The organism is Rhodococcus wratislaviensis, assembly GCF_900455735.1.
Taxonomy (GTDB): Bacteria; Actinomycetota; Actinomycetes; order Mycobacteriales; family Mycobacteriaceae; genus Rhodococcus_F; species Rhodococcus_F wratislaviensis.
On sequence record NZ_UAUI01000024.1, the window covers coordinates 296,010 to 309,982 of the forward strand.

General features: G+C 67.5%; 13 protein-coding genes and 1 pseudogene. 9 read left to right on the forward strand and 5 right to left on the reverse strand.

Going from position 1 to position 13,973, the window contains the following annotated elements; genetic code table 11:
* Nucleotides 1–9: 9 nt before the first annotated feature.
* Nucleotides 10–651, forward strand: coding sequence for a TetR/AcrR family transcriptional regulator (locus tag DTA22_RS27140; protein ID WP_112301529.1), 642 nt, complete (start codon nucleotides 10–12; stop codon nucleotides 649–651).
* 55 nt (nucleotides 652–706) lie between these two features.
* Complete coding sequence (locus DTA22_RS27145; RefSeq protein ID WP_112301530.1) at nucleotides 707–1,858, forward strand: acyl-CoA dehydrogenase family protein; 1,152 nt, start codon at nucleotides 707–709, stop codon at nucleotides 1,856–1,858.
* A 68-nt stretch (nucleotides 1,859–1,926) separates the two neighbouring features.
* Here DTA22_RS27145 and DTA22_RS27150 read toward each other — a convergent pair whose 3' ends face one another.
* The 3 genes from DTA22_RS27150 to DTA22_RS27160 are packed head-to-tail and all read right to left on the reverse strand — an operon-like array spanning nucleotide 1,927 to nucleotide 4,186.
* Nucleotides 1,927–2,904: an NAD(P)H-dependent flavin oxidoreductase gene (locus DTA22_RS27150; RefSeq protein ID WP_037228381.1), complete on the reverse strand. Its 978-nt coding sequence runs from the start codon at nucleotides 2,902–2,904 to the stop codon at nucleotides 1,927–1,929.
* Between the two features lie 23 nt (nucleotides 2,905–2,927).
* Entirely contained in the window at nucleotides 2,928–3,332 is a 405-nt protein-coding gene (locus DTA22_RS27155; protein ID WP_112301531.1) for a nuclear transport factor 2 family protein, read from the reverse strand.
* Complete coding sequence (locus tag DTA22_RS27160) at nucleotides 3,329–4,186, reverse strand: crotonase/enoyl-CoA hydratase family protein (RefSeq protein ID WP_037228377.1); 858 nt, start codon at nucleotides 4,184–4,186, stop codon at nucleotides 3,329–3,331. The genes DTA22_RS27155 and DTA22_RS27160 overlap by 4 nt, the downstream gene beginning before the upstream one ends.
* Nucleotides 4,187–4,295: 109 nt before the next feature.
* Here DTA22_RS27160 and DTA22_RS27165 point away from each other — a divergent pair, with 109 nt between their 5' ends.
* The 4 genes from DTA22_RS27165 to DTA22_RS27180 all read left to right on the forward strand — a co-directional run bounded on the left by DTA22_RS27165 (nucleotide 4,296) and on the right by DTA22_RS27180 (nucleotide 7,802).
* Nucleotides 4,296–4,901 (forward strand): TetR/AcrR family transcriptional regulator, encoded by a 606-nt coding sequence (locus tag DTA22_RS27165; RefSeq protein WP_011596490.1) that lies wholly within the window; start codon nucleotides 4,296–4,298, stop codon nucleotides 4,899–4,901.
* Nucleotides 4,902–4,962: 61 nt separating this feature from the next.
* Nucleotides 4,963–5,964, forward strand: a complete 1,002-nt coding sequence (locus DTA22_RS27170) for a YihY/virulence factor BrkB family protein (protein ID WP_037228373.1) — start codon at nucleotides 4,963–4,965, stop codon at nucleotides 5,962–5,964.
* Nucleotides 5,961–6,323 (forward strand): PH domain-containing protein, encoded by a 363-nt coding sequence (locus DTA22_RS27175; protein WP_037228370.1) that lies wholly within the window; start codon nucleotides 5,961–5,963, stop codon nucleotides 6,321–6,323. Before DTA22_RS27170 ends, DTA22_RS27175 begins: the two co-directional genes overlap by 4 nt.
* A 222-nt stretch (nucleotides 6,324–6,545) precedes the next feature.
* The gene (locus tag DTA22_RS27180) at nucleotides 6,546–7,802 is read left to right on the forward strand and encodes an MFS transporter (protein WP_112301532.1); all 1,257 of its coding nucleotides are present in this window, start codon (nucleotides 6,546–6,548) and stop codon (nucleotides 7,800–7,802) included.
* 35 nt (nucleotides 7,803–7,837) lie between these two features.
* Here the strand turns inward: DTA22_RS27180 and DTA22_RS27185 are convergent.
* Nucleotides 7,838–8,458: pseudogene (locus tag DTA22_RS27185) on the reverse strand (AMP-binding protein); the annotation flags it as partial.
* Between the two features lie 48 nt (nucleotides 8,459–8,506).
* Entirely contained in the window at nucleotides 8,507–9,820 is a 1,314-nt protein-coding gene (locus DTA22_RS27190; RefSeq protein WP_112301533.1) for an MFS transporter, read from the reverse strand.
* Nucleotides 9,821–10,049: 229 nt separating this feature from the next.
* Here DTA22_RS27190 and DTA22_RS27195 point away from each other — a divergent pair, with 229 nt between their 5' ends.
* From DTA22_RS27195 to DTA22_RS27205, 3 genes are read left to right on the forward strand one after another with little or no spacing between them, the layout of a single operon-like run.
* Nucleotides 10,050–11,132 (forward strand): phosphotransferase family protein, encoded by a 1,083-nt coding sequence (locus DTA22_RS27195; RefSeq protein ID WP_112301534.1) that lies wholly within the window; start codon nucleotides 10,050–10,052, stop codon nucleotides 11,130–11,132.
* 33 nt (nucleotides 11,133–11,165) lie between these two features.
* Complete coding sequence (locus DTA22_RS27200) at nucleotides 11,166–12,395, forward strand: acyl-CoA dehydrogenase family protein (RefSeq protein ID WP_112301535.1); 1,230 nt, start codon at nucleotides 11,166–11,168, stop codon at nucleotides 12,393–12,395.
* Nucleotides 12,392–13,966 carry an acyl-CoA synthetase gene (locus DTA22_RS27205; protein WP_112301536.1) on the forward strand — a complete coding sequence of 525 codons (1,575 nt, stop codon included), beginning with the start codon at nucleotides 12,392–12,394 and terminating at the stop codon, nucleotides 13,964–13,966. The genes DTA22_RS27200 and DTA22_RS27205 overlap by 4 nt, the downstream gene beginning before the upstream one ends.
* Nucleotides 13,967–13,973: the final 7 nt, after the last annotated feature.

Here is a 13,973-nt window from a genome sequence, read left to right on the forward strand (position 1 = left end):
CGGCGAACTGTGACGCTGCGCGAGGACGGGCCGACCGTGACGGAGCCGGTGTACGCCGACTGGCGGACGTTCGAGGCCCTGCCGCTGACGCCCATCCTCGAGCAGGCACTGGATCTGTTCAACGAGAACGGTTACCACGGCACGACGGTGCGGCAGATCGCCCGTCGTGTCGGGGTGACCGTTCCCGCCCTGTATTACCACCACGAGAGCAAGGAAGCCGTTCTCGTGGCCCTGTTCGAAATGCAGATGCGCGAGCTGAACGACCGTGCCGAGGCAGCCGCCCGCGAGGCCGGCGACGACGCGGTGGCGCAATTCTCCAACGTCGTCGAGGCGATCGTCCTGTACATGACGTACCGGGTGCGGCACGTCTCCCTCGACACCGAGTTGCGGCACGTCTCGGCCGACAGCCGCAGCCGCTACGCCGCGTCCCGCAAGCGGCTCGAATTGATGTTGGTCGACCTCGTCGCCGACTGCGTCGCCCGCGACGTGTTCCACAGTGGGGACGTCCCCGAGACCGTGCGCGCCCTCCTCGGGATGTGCCAGTCCATTCCACGCTGGTACCAGCCGGGCGGGGCACTGACCCCCGAGCAGGTCGCCGACCGCTACGTCGACATCGCCCTACACACCGTCGGGTATCAACCCGCCCACTGACATCGCGCCGGGTCCACCGAGCCGGACGAGCTCGTCCCGGCGACAAGGAGAGACCATGCAGCGCACCCTTTTCGACAAGGACCACGAAGCGTACCGGGAGACCGTGCGCGAGTTCCTCGCCCGCGAGATCGAGCCGAACTACGAACGGTGGGAATCCGAGCGGCTCATCGACCGCTCGGCATGGCTGGCGGCCGGCAAGTCCGGGATCGTCGGACTCGGTGTACCCGAGGAGTTCGGTGGCTCAGGCGTCACCGACTACCGGTTCCGGTACGTCGTCGCCGAGGAGATCGCCCGCACCGCGACGACGTCGTTCGGTTCGGGACTGTCCCTCCAGGACGACATTGCCATCCCGTACATCGCGAACCTCGGCACCGACGAGCAGAAGCAGCGGTGGCTGCCCGGCATGGCCGCGGGCGAGCTGATCGGCGCGATCGCGATGACCGAGCCCGGTGCCGGCAGCGACCTGCAGGGCGTGAAGACCACCGCCGTGCGCGACGGCGACGAGTGGGTGATCAACGGCCAGAAGACGTTCATCACCAACGGCATTCACTCCGACCTCGTCATCGTCGTCGCGCGCACCGACCCGAACGCCGGTTCCAAGGGCTTCTCCCTGCTCGTCGTGGAGCGGGGCACGCCCGGCTTCAGCCGTGGCCGCAAGCTGCACAAGGTGGGCCTGGCCGGTCAGGACACGGCCGAGCTCGTGTTCGAGGACGTGCGGGTACCCGCCACCAATCTGCTCGGCACCGAGGGTCGCGGATTCGTCCATCTCATGGAAAACCTGCCCCTCGAACGCATTTCAATCGCGGTCAACGCGATCGCCGCAGCGAAGGCCGCGTATCGGTGGACCAGGGACTACGTGTTCGAGCGCAAGGCGTTCGGCAAGCCGATCGGCGATCTGCAGAACACCCGGTTCGCGCTCGCGGAGATGCTCACCGAGATCGAGGTGACCGAATCGCACATCGACCGGTGCGTACTCGCGTTGAACGCGGACGAACTCACCGCCGTCGACGCGTCGAAGGGCAAGTGGTGGGCCAGTGAGCTGCAGAAGCGTGTCGTCGACCGCTGCGTCCAGTTGCACGGCGGCTACGGCTACATGATGGAGTACCCCATCGGCCGCGCGTACGTCGACAGCCGGATCCAGACGATCTACGGCGGCACCACCGAGATCATGAAGGAAATCATCGGGCGCGATATCGCGGCAGGATAGGCGGCTCCGCCGCCCGTGCGTGGTTGACGAGTCTCTGGACTCCTTAACCGCGCACGGGCGCGAAGCGTCTAGAGCAGGCGAGCCCGCGCGTCACCGTATTCACGGGTGAGGCGCTCGACGATCTCCGCTGCCGGGACGACGGCGTCGACGGCGCCGATACCCTGTCCGGCGCCCCAGATGTCGCGCCAGGGCTTGGCCTCCGACTTCGCGGCAGTGTCCGCGTCCTCGCCGACACCGAAGTCCATGGCGGACGGGTCCGACACGGCGAGGTTGTGCGGGTCGAGTCCGGCGGCCTCGATGCTGCCGCGCAGGTAGTTGCCGTGCACACCGGTGAACAGGTTGGAGTAGACGATGTCGGACGCGGTGGAGTCGACGATCATCTGCTTGTACCGCTGGTCCGCGTTGGCCTCCTCGGTGGCGATGAACGCGGAGCCGATGTAGGCGAGGTCGGCGCCTGCGGCCTGTGCGGCGAGGACCGAGCGGCCGTGGGCGATGGACCCCGACAACAGGACCGGTCCGTCGAACCACTCGCGGATCTCCTGGATCAACGCGAACGGCGACAGGGTGCCCGCGTGTCCACCGGCGCCGGCCGCGACGGCGATGAGGCCGTCGGCGCCCTTCTCCACGGCCTTCTTCGCGAACTTGTTGTTGATGACGTCGTGGAGAACGATGCCGCCGTAGCTGTGGATGGCCTCGTTGACGTCGGCGCGGGCGCCGAGGGATGTGATGACGATCGGGACCTCGAACTCGACGATGGTCGCGAGGTCCTCGTCGAGGCGGTCGTTGCTCTTGTGGACGATCAGGTTGACCGCGTAGGGCGCGGACGGTGTCTCGGGGTTGTTGGCGTCGTGCTTGGCGAGGGCTTCGGTGATACGGGTGAGCCATTCACGCAAGACGGGCTGCGGGCGGGCATTCAGGGAGGGGAAGGAGCCGACGATACCCGACGTCGACTGGGCGATCACCAGGTCGGGACCCGAGACGATGAACATCGGCGACGCGACCACAGGCAGGCGAAGCCGGTCTTGCAGGATGGGGGGCAGGCTCATGAATTTCTCCTTGATGCAGTGGTTTACGACGGGGAGAGCTGGGCGGCCATCAGCGGGATGAGCGCCTGCAGGCCTTTCACGGGACGGACCATCACCTTGAACGACGTGATCTGGTCGCGGTCGTTCCAGTGGACGAGGTCGATGCCGTTGACGTGGATGCCGTCGAGTTCGGTGGCGAATTCCAGGACCGCCGAACGGTCGCCGTACCACTCCTCGACGTAGTGGAAACCGGTGCCGTCGAAGACGGTCAGGGCGGCGCGGAGGTACGCGAGGACCTTCGCCTTCCCTTCCTGTGGAGTGAACACCGCGGGTGAGGAGAACACGGCGTCGTCCGCGATCAGGGCGTCGAGGGCGGCGAGGTCGCAATGTTCGACGACGTGGTGCCAGCGCTCGACGACGCCGGGGCGGGCCGGCAGTTCGGCGGTCATCCGCGGAACGCCGGGGTCGGGAGGTCTTCGCCGAACACGTCGGGCAGGTCGTCGCGCACGCTGTCGGGGAACACGGCGGGCCGTTTCTCGAGGAACGCGGAGATGCCTTCGCGCGCGTCCGGTCCGATGCCACGGATGTTGATCCCGCGTGTCTCGACCCGGTGCGCGATCATCGGATGCTCGGCGCCGAGTGCCCGCCACATCATCTGGCGCGACAGCGCCACCGACACCGGGGCGGAGTGCTCGGTCAGGCTTCGGGCCAGCGCGTACGCCTCGTCGAGCAGGGATTCACGCGGGTACAACTTGTACACGAGGCCGGCGTCGAACGCTTCCGTGGCAGGGAACACCCGGCCGGAGTAGACCCAGTCGAGGGCCGTCTGCAGGGGGACGAGGCGCGGCAGGAACCAGGTCGAGCAGGATTCGGGGACGATGCCGCGGCGGTTGAAGACGAATCCGATGCGGGCGTCGTCGGCGGCGAGACGGAAGTCGGCGGCGAGGGTCATCGTGATGCCCACTCCCACAGCCGGTCCGTTGATCGCGGCGATGATCGGTTTGCGGGATTCGAACATCCGGAGCACCACGCGGCCGCCACCGTCGCGGCGGGCCTCGGCGTCCTCGTCCTCGTCCTGCCAGTGATCGAACGTGGCGGCACCGGCCGACAGGTCTGCGCCCGCGCAGAACGCTCGTCCGGCTCCGGTGAGCACGATCGCCCGGACGGAATCGTCCGCGTCGAGTTGGTCGTACGCGGCGATCAGCTCGTTCTCCATGGTGGTGGTGAACGCGTTGAGCTGGTCGGGCCGGTTCAAGGTGATCGTCGCGATGCCGTCCGCGACGGCGAGTCCGATGTGATCCACCGCCCCAGCATGACATTGTTACCGAACGATCGCTAGAGCGGGTTCTGTGACGGGACCCACTACCCTGGAGTGGTCGTGTGACGATCGGAGCGGGGACGGAGACCGAGGGATGTGCGCTGCAAAGGTGGCCGCCGTGGCAACGGGTACCGGGCGGCAGGTGATCCTCGACTCCGCGGTGGCCAACATGAACGAACGCGGCTATCACGGCACGTCCATGCGCGACATCGCCCGCGGCGCCGACATCACCGTCGCCTCGATCTACCACCACTTCGCGTCGAAGCAGGAGATCCTGCAGGACATCATGGTGCGCGCACTCCACGACGCCATCGCGATGACCCGCGGTGCGCTGCTCCGCTCGGGGGGCGCCCCCGCCGACCAGCTGCAGGCGCTGATGCGGGCGTGGGTCATGTTCCACACCACCCGGCAGCTGGACGCAATGGTCGGTGCCACCGAGATACGCAGCCTCGACGACGCCGGCCGCCGGCTCGTCGTCGCCCTCCGCGACGAGCAGGAGCACCTCTTCCGCGACGTCGTCGAGCGTGGTGTCGAGGAGGGCGACTTCGCGACCGAATTCCCGCGGGACGCCGTCCGCGGCATCATCAACATGGGTCAATCGGTGTGCACGTGGTGGCACGCCGACGGTCCGCTGAAGCCCGAGGAACTCGCCGAGCGCTACGCCGACCTCGCCCTGGCGATGGTGAAACCGACCGTCTGATCGCCGCCGCCGCGTCCCGGGCAGAATCGGGGCAGCGGTCGCCGCGGAAACGGAGCGTGAGATGAAGTTCGCCAGACGGCTCGACGCTCTCCAGCAGAGATACCCGGCGATGGGTTTCCCGATCGCCGTCACGTACAAATTTCTCGACGACCAGGGTGTGTACCTCGCGGCGTTGATCGCCTACTACGGGTTCATCTCGCTGTTTCCACTCCTGCTTCTGCTGTCCACGGTGCTCGGTTTCGTGCTGTCGGGGCACCCCGAACTGCAGCAGGACATCATCGACTCGGCGCTCAGCCAGTTCCCGGTCATCGGCGCCGACCTGGCCGACCCGCACCGGATCGGTGGCGGGGTGACGGGCCTGGTGATCGGACTCGTGGGTGCGCTCTACGGCGGCCTCGGGGTGGCGCTGGCCAGCCAGAACGCGATGAACACGGCGTGGTCGGTGCCCCGCAACATGCGGCCCGATCCGATCCGCGGCCGGCTGCGGGGACTGCTGCTGCTCGGGACGATCGGACTCGCCGTCCTCGGCACTGCCGCGGTCGCCGCGGTCGGCGCCGCGACGCACCTGTCCGGATCGTCCAGCGTGCTTCTCATGCTCGCCGCGATCACGATCAACTCCGCGATCTTCATCCTCGCATTCCGGCTCGCCACTGCCCGGCCGCTGTCCGTCGCCGACGTCGCGCCCGGTGCCGTCGCGGCAGCCGTGTTGTGGCAGGTGCTCCAGTCGTTCGGTGCGTATTACGTGAGCAAGGTGGTGAGCACGGCGTCCGTGACGAACGGGGTGTTCGCCGTCGTGCTGGGGTTGCTGGCGTTCCTCTTCCTCGCCGCCGCGGCGATCGTGGTGTGCGTGGAAATCAACGTCGTCCGCGTCGACAGACTGCACCCGCGGGCGCTGCTCGGGCCGTTCACGGACAAGGCCGACCTCGTGGAGGGCGACAAACGGACGTTCACCGACCAGGCGAAGGCGCAACGCGCGGTACCGCACGAGGGCATCCACGTCACGTTCGACGAAGTTTCTGCGAAGATGGACAGGCCTGGACCGCCCTCGAAGGAGGAGCCATGACCGAACCGATCTTCGACAAGTCGGAGCAACTGAAGCAGGTCCAGCAGGGCATTCTTCCCGGCGAGACGATCATCGCCGTGTACGACTGCATCGGCGCGGGCACCGGCTTCCTCGGGATCACGAACCTCCGCGTCGTGATCCAGGACAAGAGCTTCGTCGGCAAGCGCACCGCGATCACGTCCGTCCCGTACAAGAACATCCGGTCGGTCTCGTTCCTCAGCAACAAGTCGTGGGCCGGCCAGTTCTTCTCCTCCAGCAGCATCGCCGTCAACGTCGCCGACACCACGTACGAGGCCGACTTCCGTGGCATGGACAAGGCCCACCACGTGCACACGGTGATCCTCGAACACATCACGTGACGTAGGTCGCTCTGCTCCGGTGCGTCGCCCCAGGTCACGGCGACGCACCCACACGCCGCGCCGGTGAGTGGAATCACGCCCGCGCGGATTATCAATTCGCTTGCGGCCTCGCCCATACTGGTACGAGCCGGTGTGCCACTCTCTCGGCCCGGTTCATCCTCAGGCGAGTCCATTGGACGTGCTCGCCGATCCTACGATCAGCCCGACGGGAGTCTTGCTGCCATGACGCCGCCTGCAGTTCACCTCACCGAACCTGCGGTCACCGCTCGTCCGTCTCTGCGTCCGCGGATTCCGTCACCGAGTCGGCGGGGCGCGATGCTGGCGCTTGCCCTCGGCGGGTTCGGTATCGGCACAACGGAATTCGCGTCCATGGGCCTGTTGCCCGCGATGGCCGCGGGGACCGGGGTGTCGGAGCCGGTGGCCGGGCACTTCGTCTCCGCGTACGCGCTCGGCGTCGTCGTCGGGGCGCCCACGATCGCGGCGCTGGCCGCGCGCGTCGAGCGGCGGACGCTGCTCATCGCGTTGATGGCCACGTTCGTCGTCGGCAATCTCGCGACCGCGCTCGCCCCCGGGTACGAGTCGCTGCTGGCGGCGCGGTTCCTCGCCGGGCTGCCCCACGGTGCGTACTTCGGGGTCGCAGCGTTGGTCGCCGCGCACCTGGCGGAACCGGGCAAACGTGCCAAGGCGGTCGCGACCGTGATGATGGGCCTGTCGGTCGCGAACGTGGTCGGGGTGCCTGCGACGGCGTTCTTCGGCCAGATCCTGGGCTGGCGGTCCGCGTTCGTGCTCGTGGTGATCATCGGAATCGTGACGCTGGTGGCGTTGGCACGCCTCGTTCCGCCGCTGGCCGGGGTGCACGTGAGCAACCCGGTCGCCGAACTCGGGGCGCTGACCCGGGTGCAGGTGTGGATGACGCTGATCTTCGCAACGGTCGGGTTCGGCGGTTCGTTCGCCGTGTACACCTACATCAGTTCGACGCTCACCGAGGTGTCCGGGTTGCCGCACGCGATGGTTCCGGTGGCGTTGATGCTGTTCGGTTCGGGGATGATCCTCGGCAACGTCGTGGGTGGCCGCATCGCCGACAACGCGGTGGTCCCCGGGCTGTTCGGGTGCATGATCGCCCTGATCTGCGTCCTCGCCCTGTTCATCGTCGCCGCGCACAACCCGGTGACGGCGCTGATCGTGCTGTTCTTCATCGGCATGGCCGTGACCGCGATCTTCCCGTCCGTCCAGGCGCGGCTGATGGACGCGGCGGGTGACGCGAAGACGCTCGCGTCGACGCTCATCCACGGCGCGTTCAACCTCGCCAACGCAGGTGGTGCGTGGATCGGTGGCGTCGTCATCGCGGCCGGGTACGGCTACACCGCCCCGGCCGCTGTCGGCGCCCTCCTCGGCGTCGCCGGACTGATCGTCCTCACGATCGCGGTCCTCCTCGACCGCCGGCGGGCGACGGCTCAGGCAGGAACTCCCGCGGAATAACGGTCCCGGAGGGTGCCCTTGACGAGCTTCCCCGTGGGGGTGCGGGGCAGGTCGTCGGTGTCCGGCGTGACTCCCCATACCGTCGCGTTCATGCCGGTCATGGTGTCGCCCGGTTCCTGGATCTGCCGGGCGGGCAGTTCCGGTTTGATGCCCTTCGGGCGTCCGGTGGTGCCGGAGGAATACAGCATGTCCGCCCCGCGGGGCTGGTCGGCGAGCGGGACGTCCGACTCCGCGGCGGCGGCCTGGTCGAGCGAGTCGTAACCGGGAATCGTTCCCCCGAAGGAGAGTCGGTGCTCGGTGGCCGGGGTGAGGGTGGGGAGTTCACGCGCAACCGCGTCGAGTGCGGCGTCGACGATCAACGCCTTGGCGCCGCAATCCTCGACGATGTAGGCGATCTCGGACGCCGTGAGGTGCCAGTTCACCATCGTGAGGTAGAGCCCGGAACGCATCGCCGCCCAATAGACGTCGAAGATCGCGGGAGTGTTCGTGGCCAGCACCGCGACGTGATCTCCGCGGCGCAGTCCGAGGGCGAGCAGGTGGCGGGCGATCCGGATCGAGCGGGACTCGAGTTCGGCGAAGGTGACCGTCTGCCCGGTGCCTGCCATGATCACGGCCGGCTTGTCGGGTGTGGTGGCAGCATGAGCGCCGGGATACATGGTTACTCCAATTCGTGGTGGAACGCGAGGGGTGAATCTGTTCGGCCGTCAGCCGAGTTGCTCCTGCGCGACCTTGGACCGGCGAGCCACGCCGGCCACCGAGATCAGTCCGATGACCGCCGCCACGATCACGAAAACGGCGGGGGAGAGGACGTTTCCGGTCTCCTCCACGAGCCAGACGGCGACGAAGGGGGCGGTGCCACCGGCGATGACGACGCCGAGGTTCCAGCCCATGGCGACACCGGTGAAGCGGACGTCCTTGTCGAAAAGCAGCGGCATCAGCGTGTACGACCCGACCTGGGTTCCGACGGTGTTGACCATGATCAGGAGGTAGGCGATCGCGGCGATCCACAGGCTGTGGTGCATGACGGCCATGGCGGGGTAGGTGATGATCGCGAATCCGGCGAGGCTGATCACGGTGAACCGTAACCGTCCGATGCGGTCGGCGAGCATGCCCCCGAGCGGCATCGCGAGTGCGACGACACCGATGACCGCGGTCGCGATCCAGTAGACCGGGGTGCGTTCGTAGCCGAGGCTCTTCATCAGATGGATGCTCATGTAGGTGAGGCCGATGTACGCGGTTCCGTTGCACGCCAGACTGATTCCGACCGACTGCAGGAGGGCCAGCGGCTGCCGCCGGAAGACGGCGACGACAGGCGCCTGGACCGGTCCGGAATCGGCGTCCTCGCCGTGCGTCTCCTCGACCCGGGTGCGGGCCCACAGGCAGAGCAGCGTCAGCGGCAACGCGAGCAGGAACGGGACCCGCCACCCCCAGCTTTCGAGTTGCGCGTCGGTGGTCAACGCCGACACCGTGCCCGCGACCGCTGCGGCCATCGCGAACCCCATCGTGGATCCGAGCGGGGTGAACGCCCCGTAGGTGGCCTTGAGATGCCGCGGCGCGGATTCGGAGATGAACGTGGCCGAGCCGCCGACCTCACCGCCGGCCGAGAATCCCTGGACCATCCGCACGACGACGAGGAGCACGGTGGCCCAGATCCCCGCTTGCGCGTGGGTGGGCAGGAATCCCATCGCCATGCTGCCGAGGCCCATGCAGACGAGCGTCGCGAGGAGGGCCTTCTTCCGCCCGAGCCGATCGCCGATGTGCCCGAACACGATGCCTCCGAGCGGACGCATGAGGTAGGCGGTGCCGAACACGGCGAGTGCCGACAGCAGTGCGGTGGCCGGGTCGCTGCTCGGGAAGAACAGCGGCGCCATCACGATCGCGAGGTAGCCGTACAGGCTGAAGTCGTAGTACTCGATCAGGGTGCCCACGCCGCCCGCGATCGCGGCGCGACGCGCTCGGATGCGGTCTTCGGTCCGCCATTCGGTGGTGGCAGCAGAACCGGTCAACTGGTCCGTCATAGGTGTCCTGACCTTTCGGAGGCGGATGAGACGTGCATCACTTCTCGTGGATCATGCCAAGCGAACGATCGATTGGCAAGGTGTTCGATCGGCAGGACCTTCACGTCGACACATCGCCTCTAACTGCAGAATATAGAGATATTGACTTCTGGCTCGCGTTCAGTTGATGATGAGAACTGGCCGAACGAGCGTTTGGCTACAAATCGACGTACTCGAAAGGACGCAGCGGATGACGACGTCCCACGCCGAAGCGGACACCCACGACCGGGAGGACTCGGCAGGCGTCGACCTCACGGCCCTCGCCAAGTACCTCAATGGCGCACTCGAGGGTGGTGTGACCGGCGACCTCGCCGTCTCGCTCATCAGCGGTGGCCGATCGAACCCCACGTACCGGGTCGCCGACGCCGACCGGACGTGGGTCCTGCGGCGTCCCCCGTACGGGCACGTCCTGCCGAGCGCCCACGACATGAAGCGTGAGTTCACCGTGATCAGCGGGCTGGCGGGCACCGCGGTCCCGGTGCCCGAAGCGGTGCTGCTGTGCGAGGACAAGGACGTGCTGGGTGCGTCGTTCTACCTCATGGAGCTGGTGGACGGGATGCCCGTCGGGACGGTCGAGCAGGCGTCGGCGCTGACCCCGGACGACCGTCGCCGGCTCGGACTTGATCTCGCCGACACCCTCGCGGACTTGCACAGTGTGGATCCGGACGCGGTCGGGCTGGGCTCGTTCGGCCGCCCCGACGGATACCTCGAACGCCAGCTCGACCGCTGGTCCCGGCAGTGGGAGGCCTCGCGCACCACCGATCGTCCGGAGGTGTCCGTGCTGCTCGACAAGCTGCGCCGGGCGCTGCCCACCTCGCACTTCCCGGGCATCGTCCACGGCGACGTCAAACTCGACAACGTGCTCGCGTCCCGCGGCGACGCCGGGAAGATCGTCGCGGTCCTGGACTGGGAAATGGCCACGCTCGGCGACACCCTCGCCGACGTCGGGATCATGCTGAGCTTCTGGGACCAGCCCGGCGCGGTCGACAACCCGGTGACCAAGGGCCTTGCCCGCCTCGACGGATTCCCCACCCGTACCGAACTTCTCGACCGTTACGCCACGCAGCGCGGCATCGACATTCCCGACATCGACTGGTACACGGTGTTCGCCGACTTCAAGATCGCCGTCATCCTCGAGGGCATCAACGCCCGGCACGCGCAGGGCGACACGGTCGGCGGAGGTTTCGACGACGTCGGCGACATGGTCGGCCCGTTGTTGCACCGTGCACTCGACCTCGCCGCCGCGTCGCCCGTGTCCGAACTCCGCCGCTGACTGTCATTACCGAAACAGATTGGAGCCACGGAAGTGGAATTTGAATACAGCCCGAAAGTATTGGAACTGCAGGCGAAGCTGACGGAGTTCATGCAGGAGCGGGTGCTGCCCGCCGAGGCGATCGCCGAAGAACAACTCGCTTCCAAACCGGACCACTGGGGTGCGCCGCCGATCGTCGCCGACCTGAAGGCAGCCGCGAAGCGCGAAGGCCTCTGGAATCTGTTCCTGCCCGCGCGAGAAGGTGCCGGCCTGACGAACCTCGAGTACGCGCCCCTCGCGGAGCTCACCGGCTGGAGCCCGCTGATCGGGCCCGAGGCGTTCAACTGCAACCCACCGGACATCGGCAACATGGAACTGCTGCACCTGTACGGCACCGACGACCAGAAGCGGGAATGGCTCGAACCCCTGCTCGCGGGCGAATTCCGGTCGTGCTTCTCGATGACCGAACCCGACGTCGCGAGTTCGGACGCCAACAACGTCCGGCTCGAGATCGCCGAGGACGGCGACGACTGGGTGCTGACCGGCCGCAAGTGGTGGTCCACCGCGGCGCTGCGCGACGACTGCCGGGTGGCGATGGTCATGGGTGTCACCGACCCCGACGCCCCGGTCGGCAGCCGGCACAGCATCGTCCTCGTTCCCATGGACACGCCCGGTCTGACCATCGTCCGGTCCACCACGGTGCTCGGCTTCACCGACCGCCATGAGGGTGGGCACGGCGAGATCGTCTTCGACAAGGTCCGCGTCCCCCAGGCGAACCTCCTCGGACCGCGCGGCAAGGGTTTCGCGGTCGCGCAGGCGCGCCTCGGACCGGGGCGCATCCACCACTGCATGCGGTTGATCGGCATGGCCGAGCGGGCGATTGCGCTGATGACCGAACGCGCCCGCGCCCGTGTGGCGTTCGGCAGGCCCCTCGCCGACGAGGGTGTCGTGCAGGCGACCGTCGCGGACGCGCGGATCCACCTCGACGCCGCCCGGCTGCTGGTGCTGAGGGCCGCCTGGCGGATGGACGTCGAGGGCACGAAGGCGGCCCGTCACGACATCGCGGCCGCCAAGGTGATGGTCCCGCTGACGGTCAAGCAGATCGTCGACGACGCGATGCAGATCTTCGGCGGCGCCGGCCTGTCGCAGGACACGATCCTGCCGGTGCTGTACGCGCAGGCCCGGTTCCTGCAGATCGCCGACGGCCCTGACCAGGTGCACCGCCGCTCCCTCGCCCGAGCCGAGTTCGCCGCCACCCCGGTGCTGAAAGAAGTCCGCGGGTGAACGAGGACAGGACGCGCGCACGGCAGCAGAGTATCGGCGACATTCCGCGGCGGTCCGCGGCGCGTTTCCCGGACAAGCTCGCCGTCGTACATCGCGACGTCCGGCTCACATTCGCCGAATTCGACACCCTGATCGACAGGGTCGCCGCAGCCCTCCACGCCGAGGGGCTGACGCGGGGCGATCGGCTCGCACTGTTGTCGCACAACTGCTGGCAGTACCCGGTGCTGAACTTCGCGACCGCCCGGCTCGGAGTGGTCCTGGTGCCGATCAACTTCATGCTGACCGGCGGGGAGATCGGATACATCCTCGACGACTGCGCAGCCGACGCGTTCGTCGTCGAGGACGCCCTGGTGCCTGTTGCCGAGAAAGCACTCGCGGAATCGAAGGGAAGCGTCCGGTTGCGGGCGACGATCCCGCTCGGCGACACGGCAACACCGGACGGCTGGCATTCGGTGACGGACTGGGTGGACGGCGAATTCGGTTCGCCGCCCGAGGTGTTCGTGGCGGACGACGACGTGGTCCGCATCATGTACACGTCGGGCACCGAATCACGACCCAAAGGTGCGATGCTCACCAGCCGGTCGCTGATGTGGCAGTACATCAGCTGCATCGTCACCGGCGGCATGAGCAGCGACGACGTGGAGGTGCACGCGCTGCCGCTGTACCACTGCGCTCAGCTCGACAACTTCCTCAGCACCGACATCTATCTCGGCGCGACGAGCATCATCGTCGACGGACCCGACCCGCAGGTCCTGCTCCGCACCATCGAGGCGGAGCAGGTGACCAATCTGTTCTGCCCACCGACGGTGTGGATCTCGCTGCTGCAGACGCCGGAGTTCGAGGGCGCCGACCTACGATCGCTGCGCAAGGGCTACTACGGGGCGTCGCCGCTACCGGTGGAGATCCTGCGCGAAATGAACCGCCGGTTGCCCGGCATCCGGCTGTGGAACTTCTACGGGCAGACGGAAATGGCGTCACTCGCAACGGCTCTCGGGCCGGAAGACCAAGAGACGCGCGGTGGTTCGGCAGGCAAACCCGCCCTCAACGTGGAGACACGCATCGTCGACGACCGGGACCTGCCGGTTCCGGCGGGCGAGGTCGGCGAGATCGTGCACCGCAGCCCGCACGCCACCGTCGGCTATCTCGGCCAACCCGAGAAGACCGCGGAAGCGTTCGCGGGCGGATGGTTCCACTCCGGCGACCTCGGCTACCTCGACGACGACGGGTACCTGTGGGTGGTCGACCGCAAGAAGGACATGATCAAGACCGGCGGGGAGAACGTCGCGACCCGGGAGGTCGAGGAAACACTCTACGAACTCGACGGTGTCGGTGAGGCCGCCGTGTTCGCGGTGCCGCATTCACGGTGGATCGAGGCGGTTGCCGCAGTGGTGGTTCCTTCCGCCGGCGTCCAACTCGACGAGAAGGACGTGGTGGAGCACTGCCGCGGACGACTCGCCGGCTACAAGGTGCCCAAGTACGTGATCGTCGCCGACTCCCTACCGAAGAACCCGAGCGGCAAGATCCTCAAACGCGTTCTCCGAGAAACATTCGGTTCCATTGCCCAGGCCTGAGCAGGAG

Bases quoted from the DNA above. Each gene is read 5' to 3' on its own strand.
- DTA22_RS27145 (WP_112301530.1), top strand. From the start codon at position 707: ATGCAGCGCACCCTTTTCGACAAGGACCACGAAGCGTACCGGGAGACC.
- DTA22_RS27150 (WP_037228381.1), bottom strand. From the start codon at position 2,904: ATGAGCCTGCCCCCCATCCTGCAAGACCGGCTTCGCCTGCCTGTGGTC.
- DTA22_RS27155 (WP_112301531.1), bottom strand. From the start codon at position 3,332: ATGACCGCCGAACTGCCGGCCCGCCCCGGCGTCGTCGAGCGCTGGCAC.
- DTA22_RS27165 (WP_011596490.1), top strand. From the start codon at position 4,296: ATGTGCGCTGCAAAGGTGGCCGCCGTGGCAACGGGTACCGGGCGGCAG.
- DTA22_RS27170 (WP_037228373.1), top strand. From the start codon at position 4,963: ATGAAGTTCGCCAGACGGCTCGACGCTCTCCAGCAGAGATACCCGGCG.
- DTA22_RS27175 (WP_037228370.1), top strand. From the start codon at position 5,961: ATGACCGAACCGATCTTCGACAAGTCGGAGCAACTGAAGCAGGTCCAG.
- DTA22_RS27180 (WP_112301532.1), top strand. From the start codon at position 6,546: ATGACGCCGCCTGCAGTTCACCTCACCGAACCTGCGGTCACCGCTCGT.
- DTA22_RS27190 (WP_112301533.1), bottom strand. From the start codon at position 9,820: ATGACGGACCAGTTGACCGGTTCTGCTGCCACCACCGAATGGCGGACC.
- DTA22_RS27195 (WP_112301534.1), top strand. From the start codon at position 10,050: ATGACGACGTCCCACGCCGAAGCGGACACCCACGACCGGGAGGACTCG.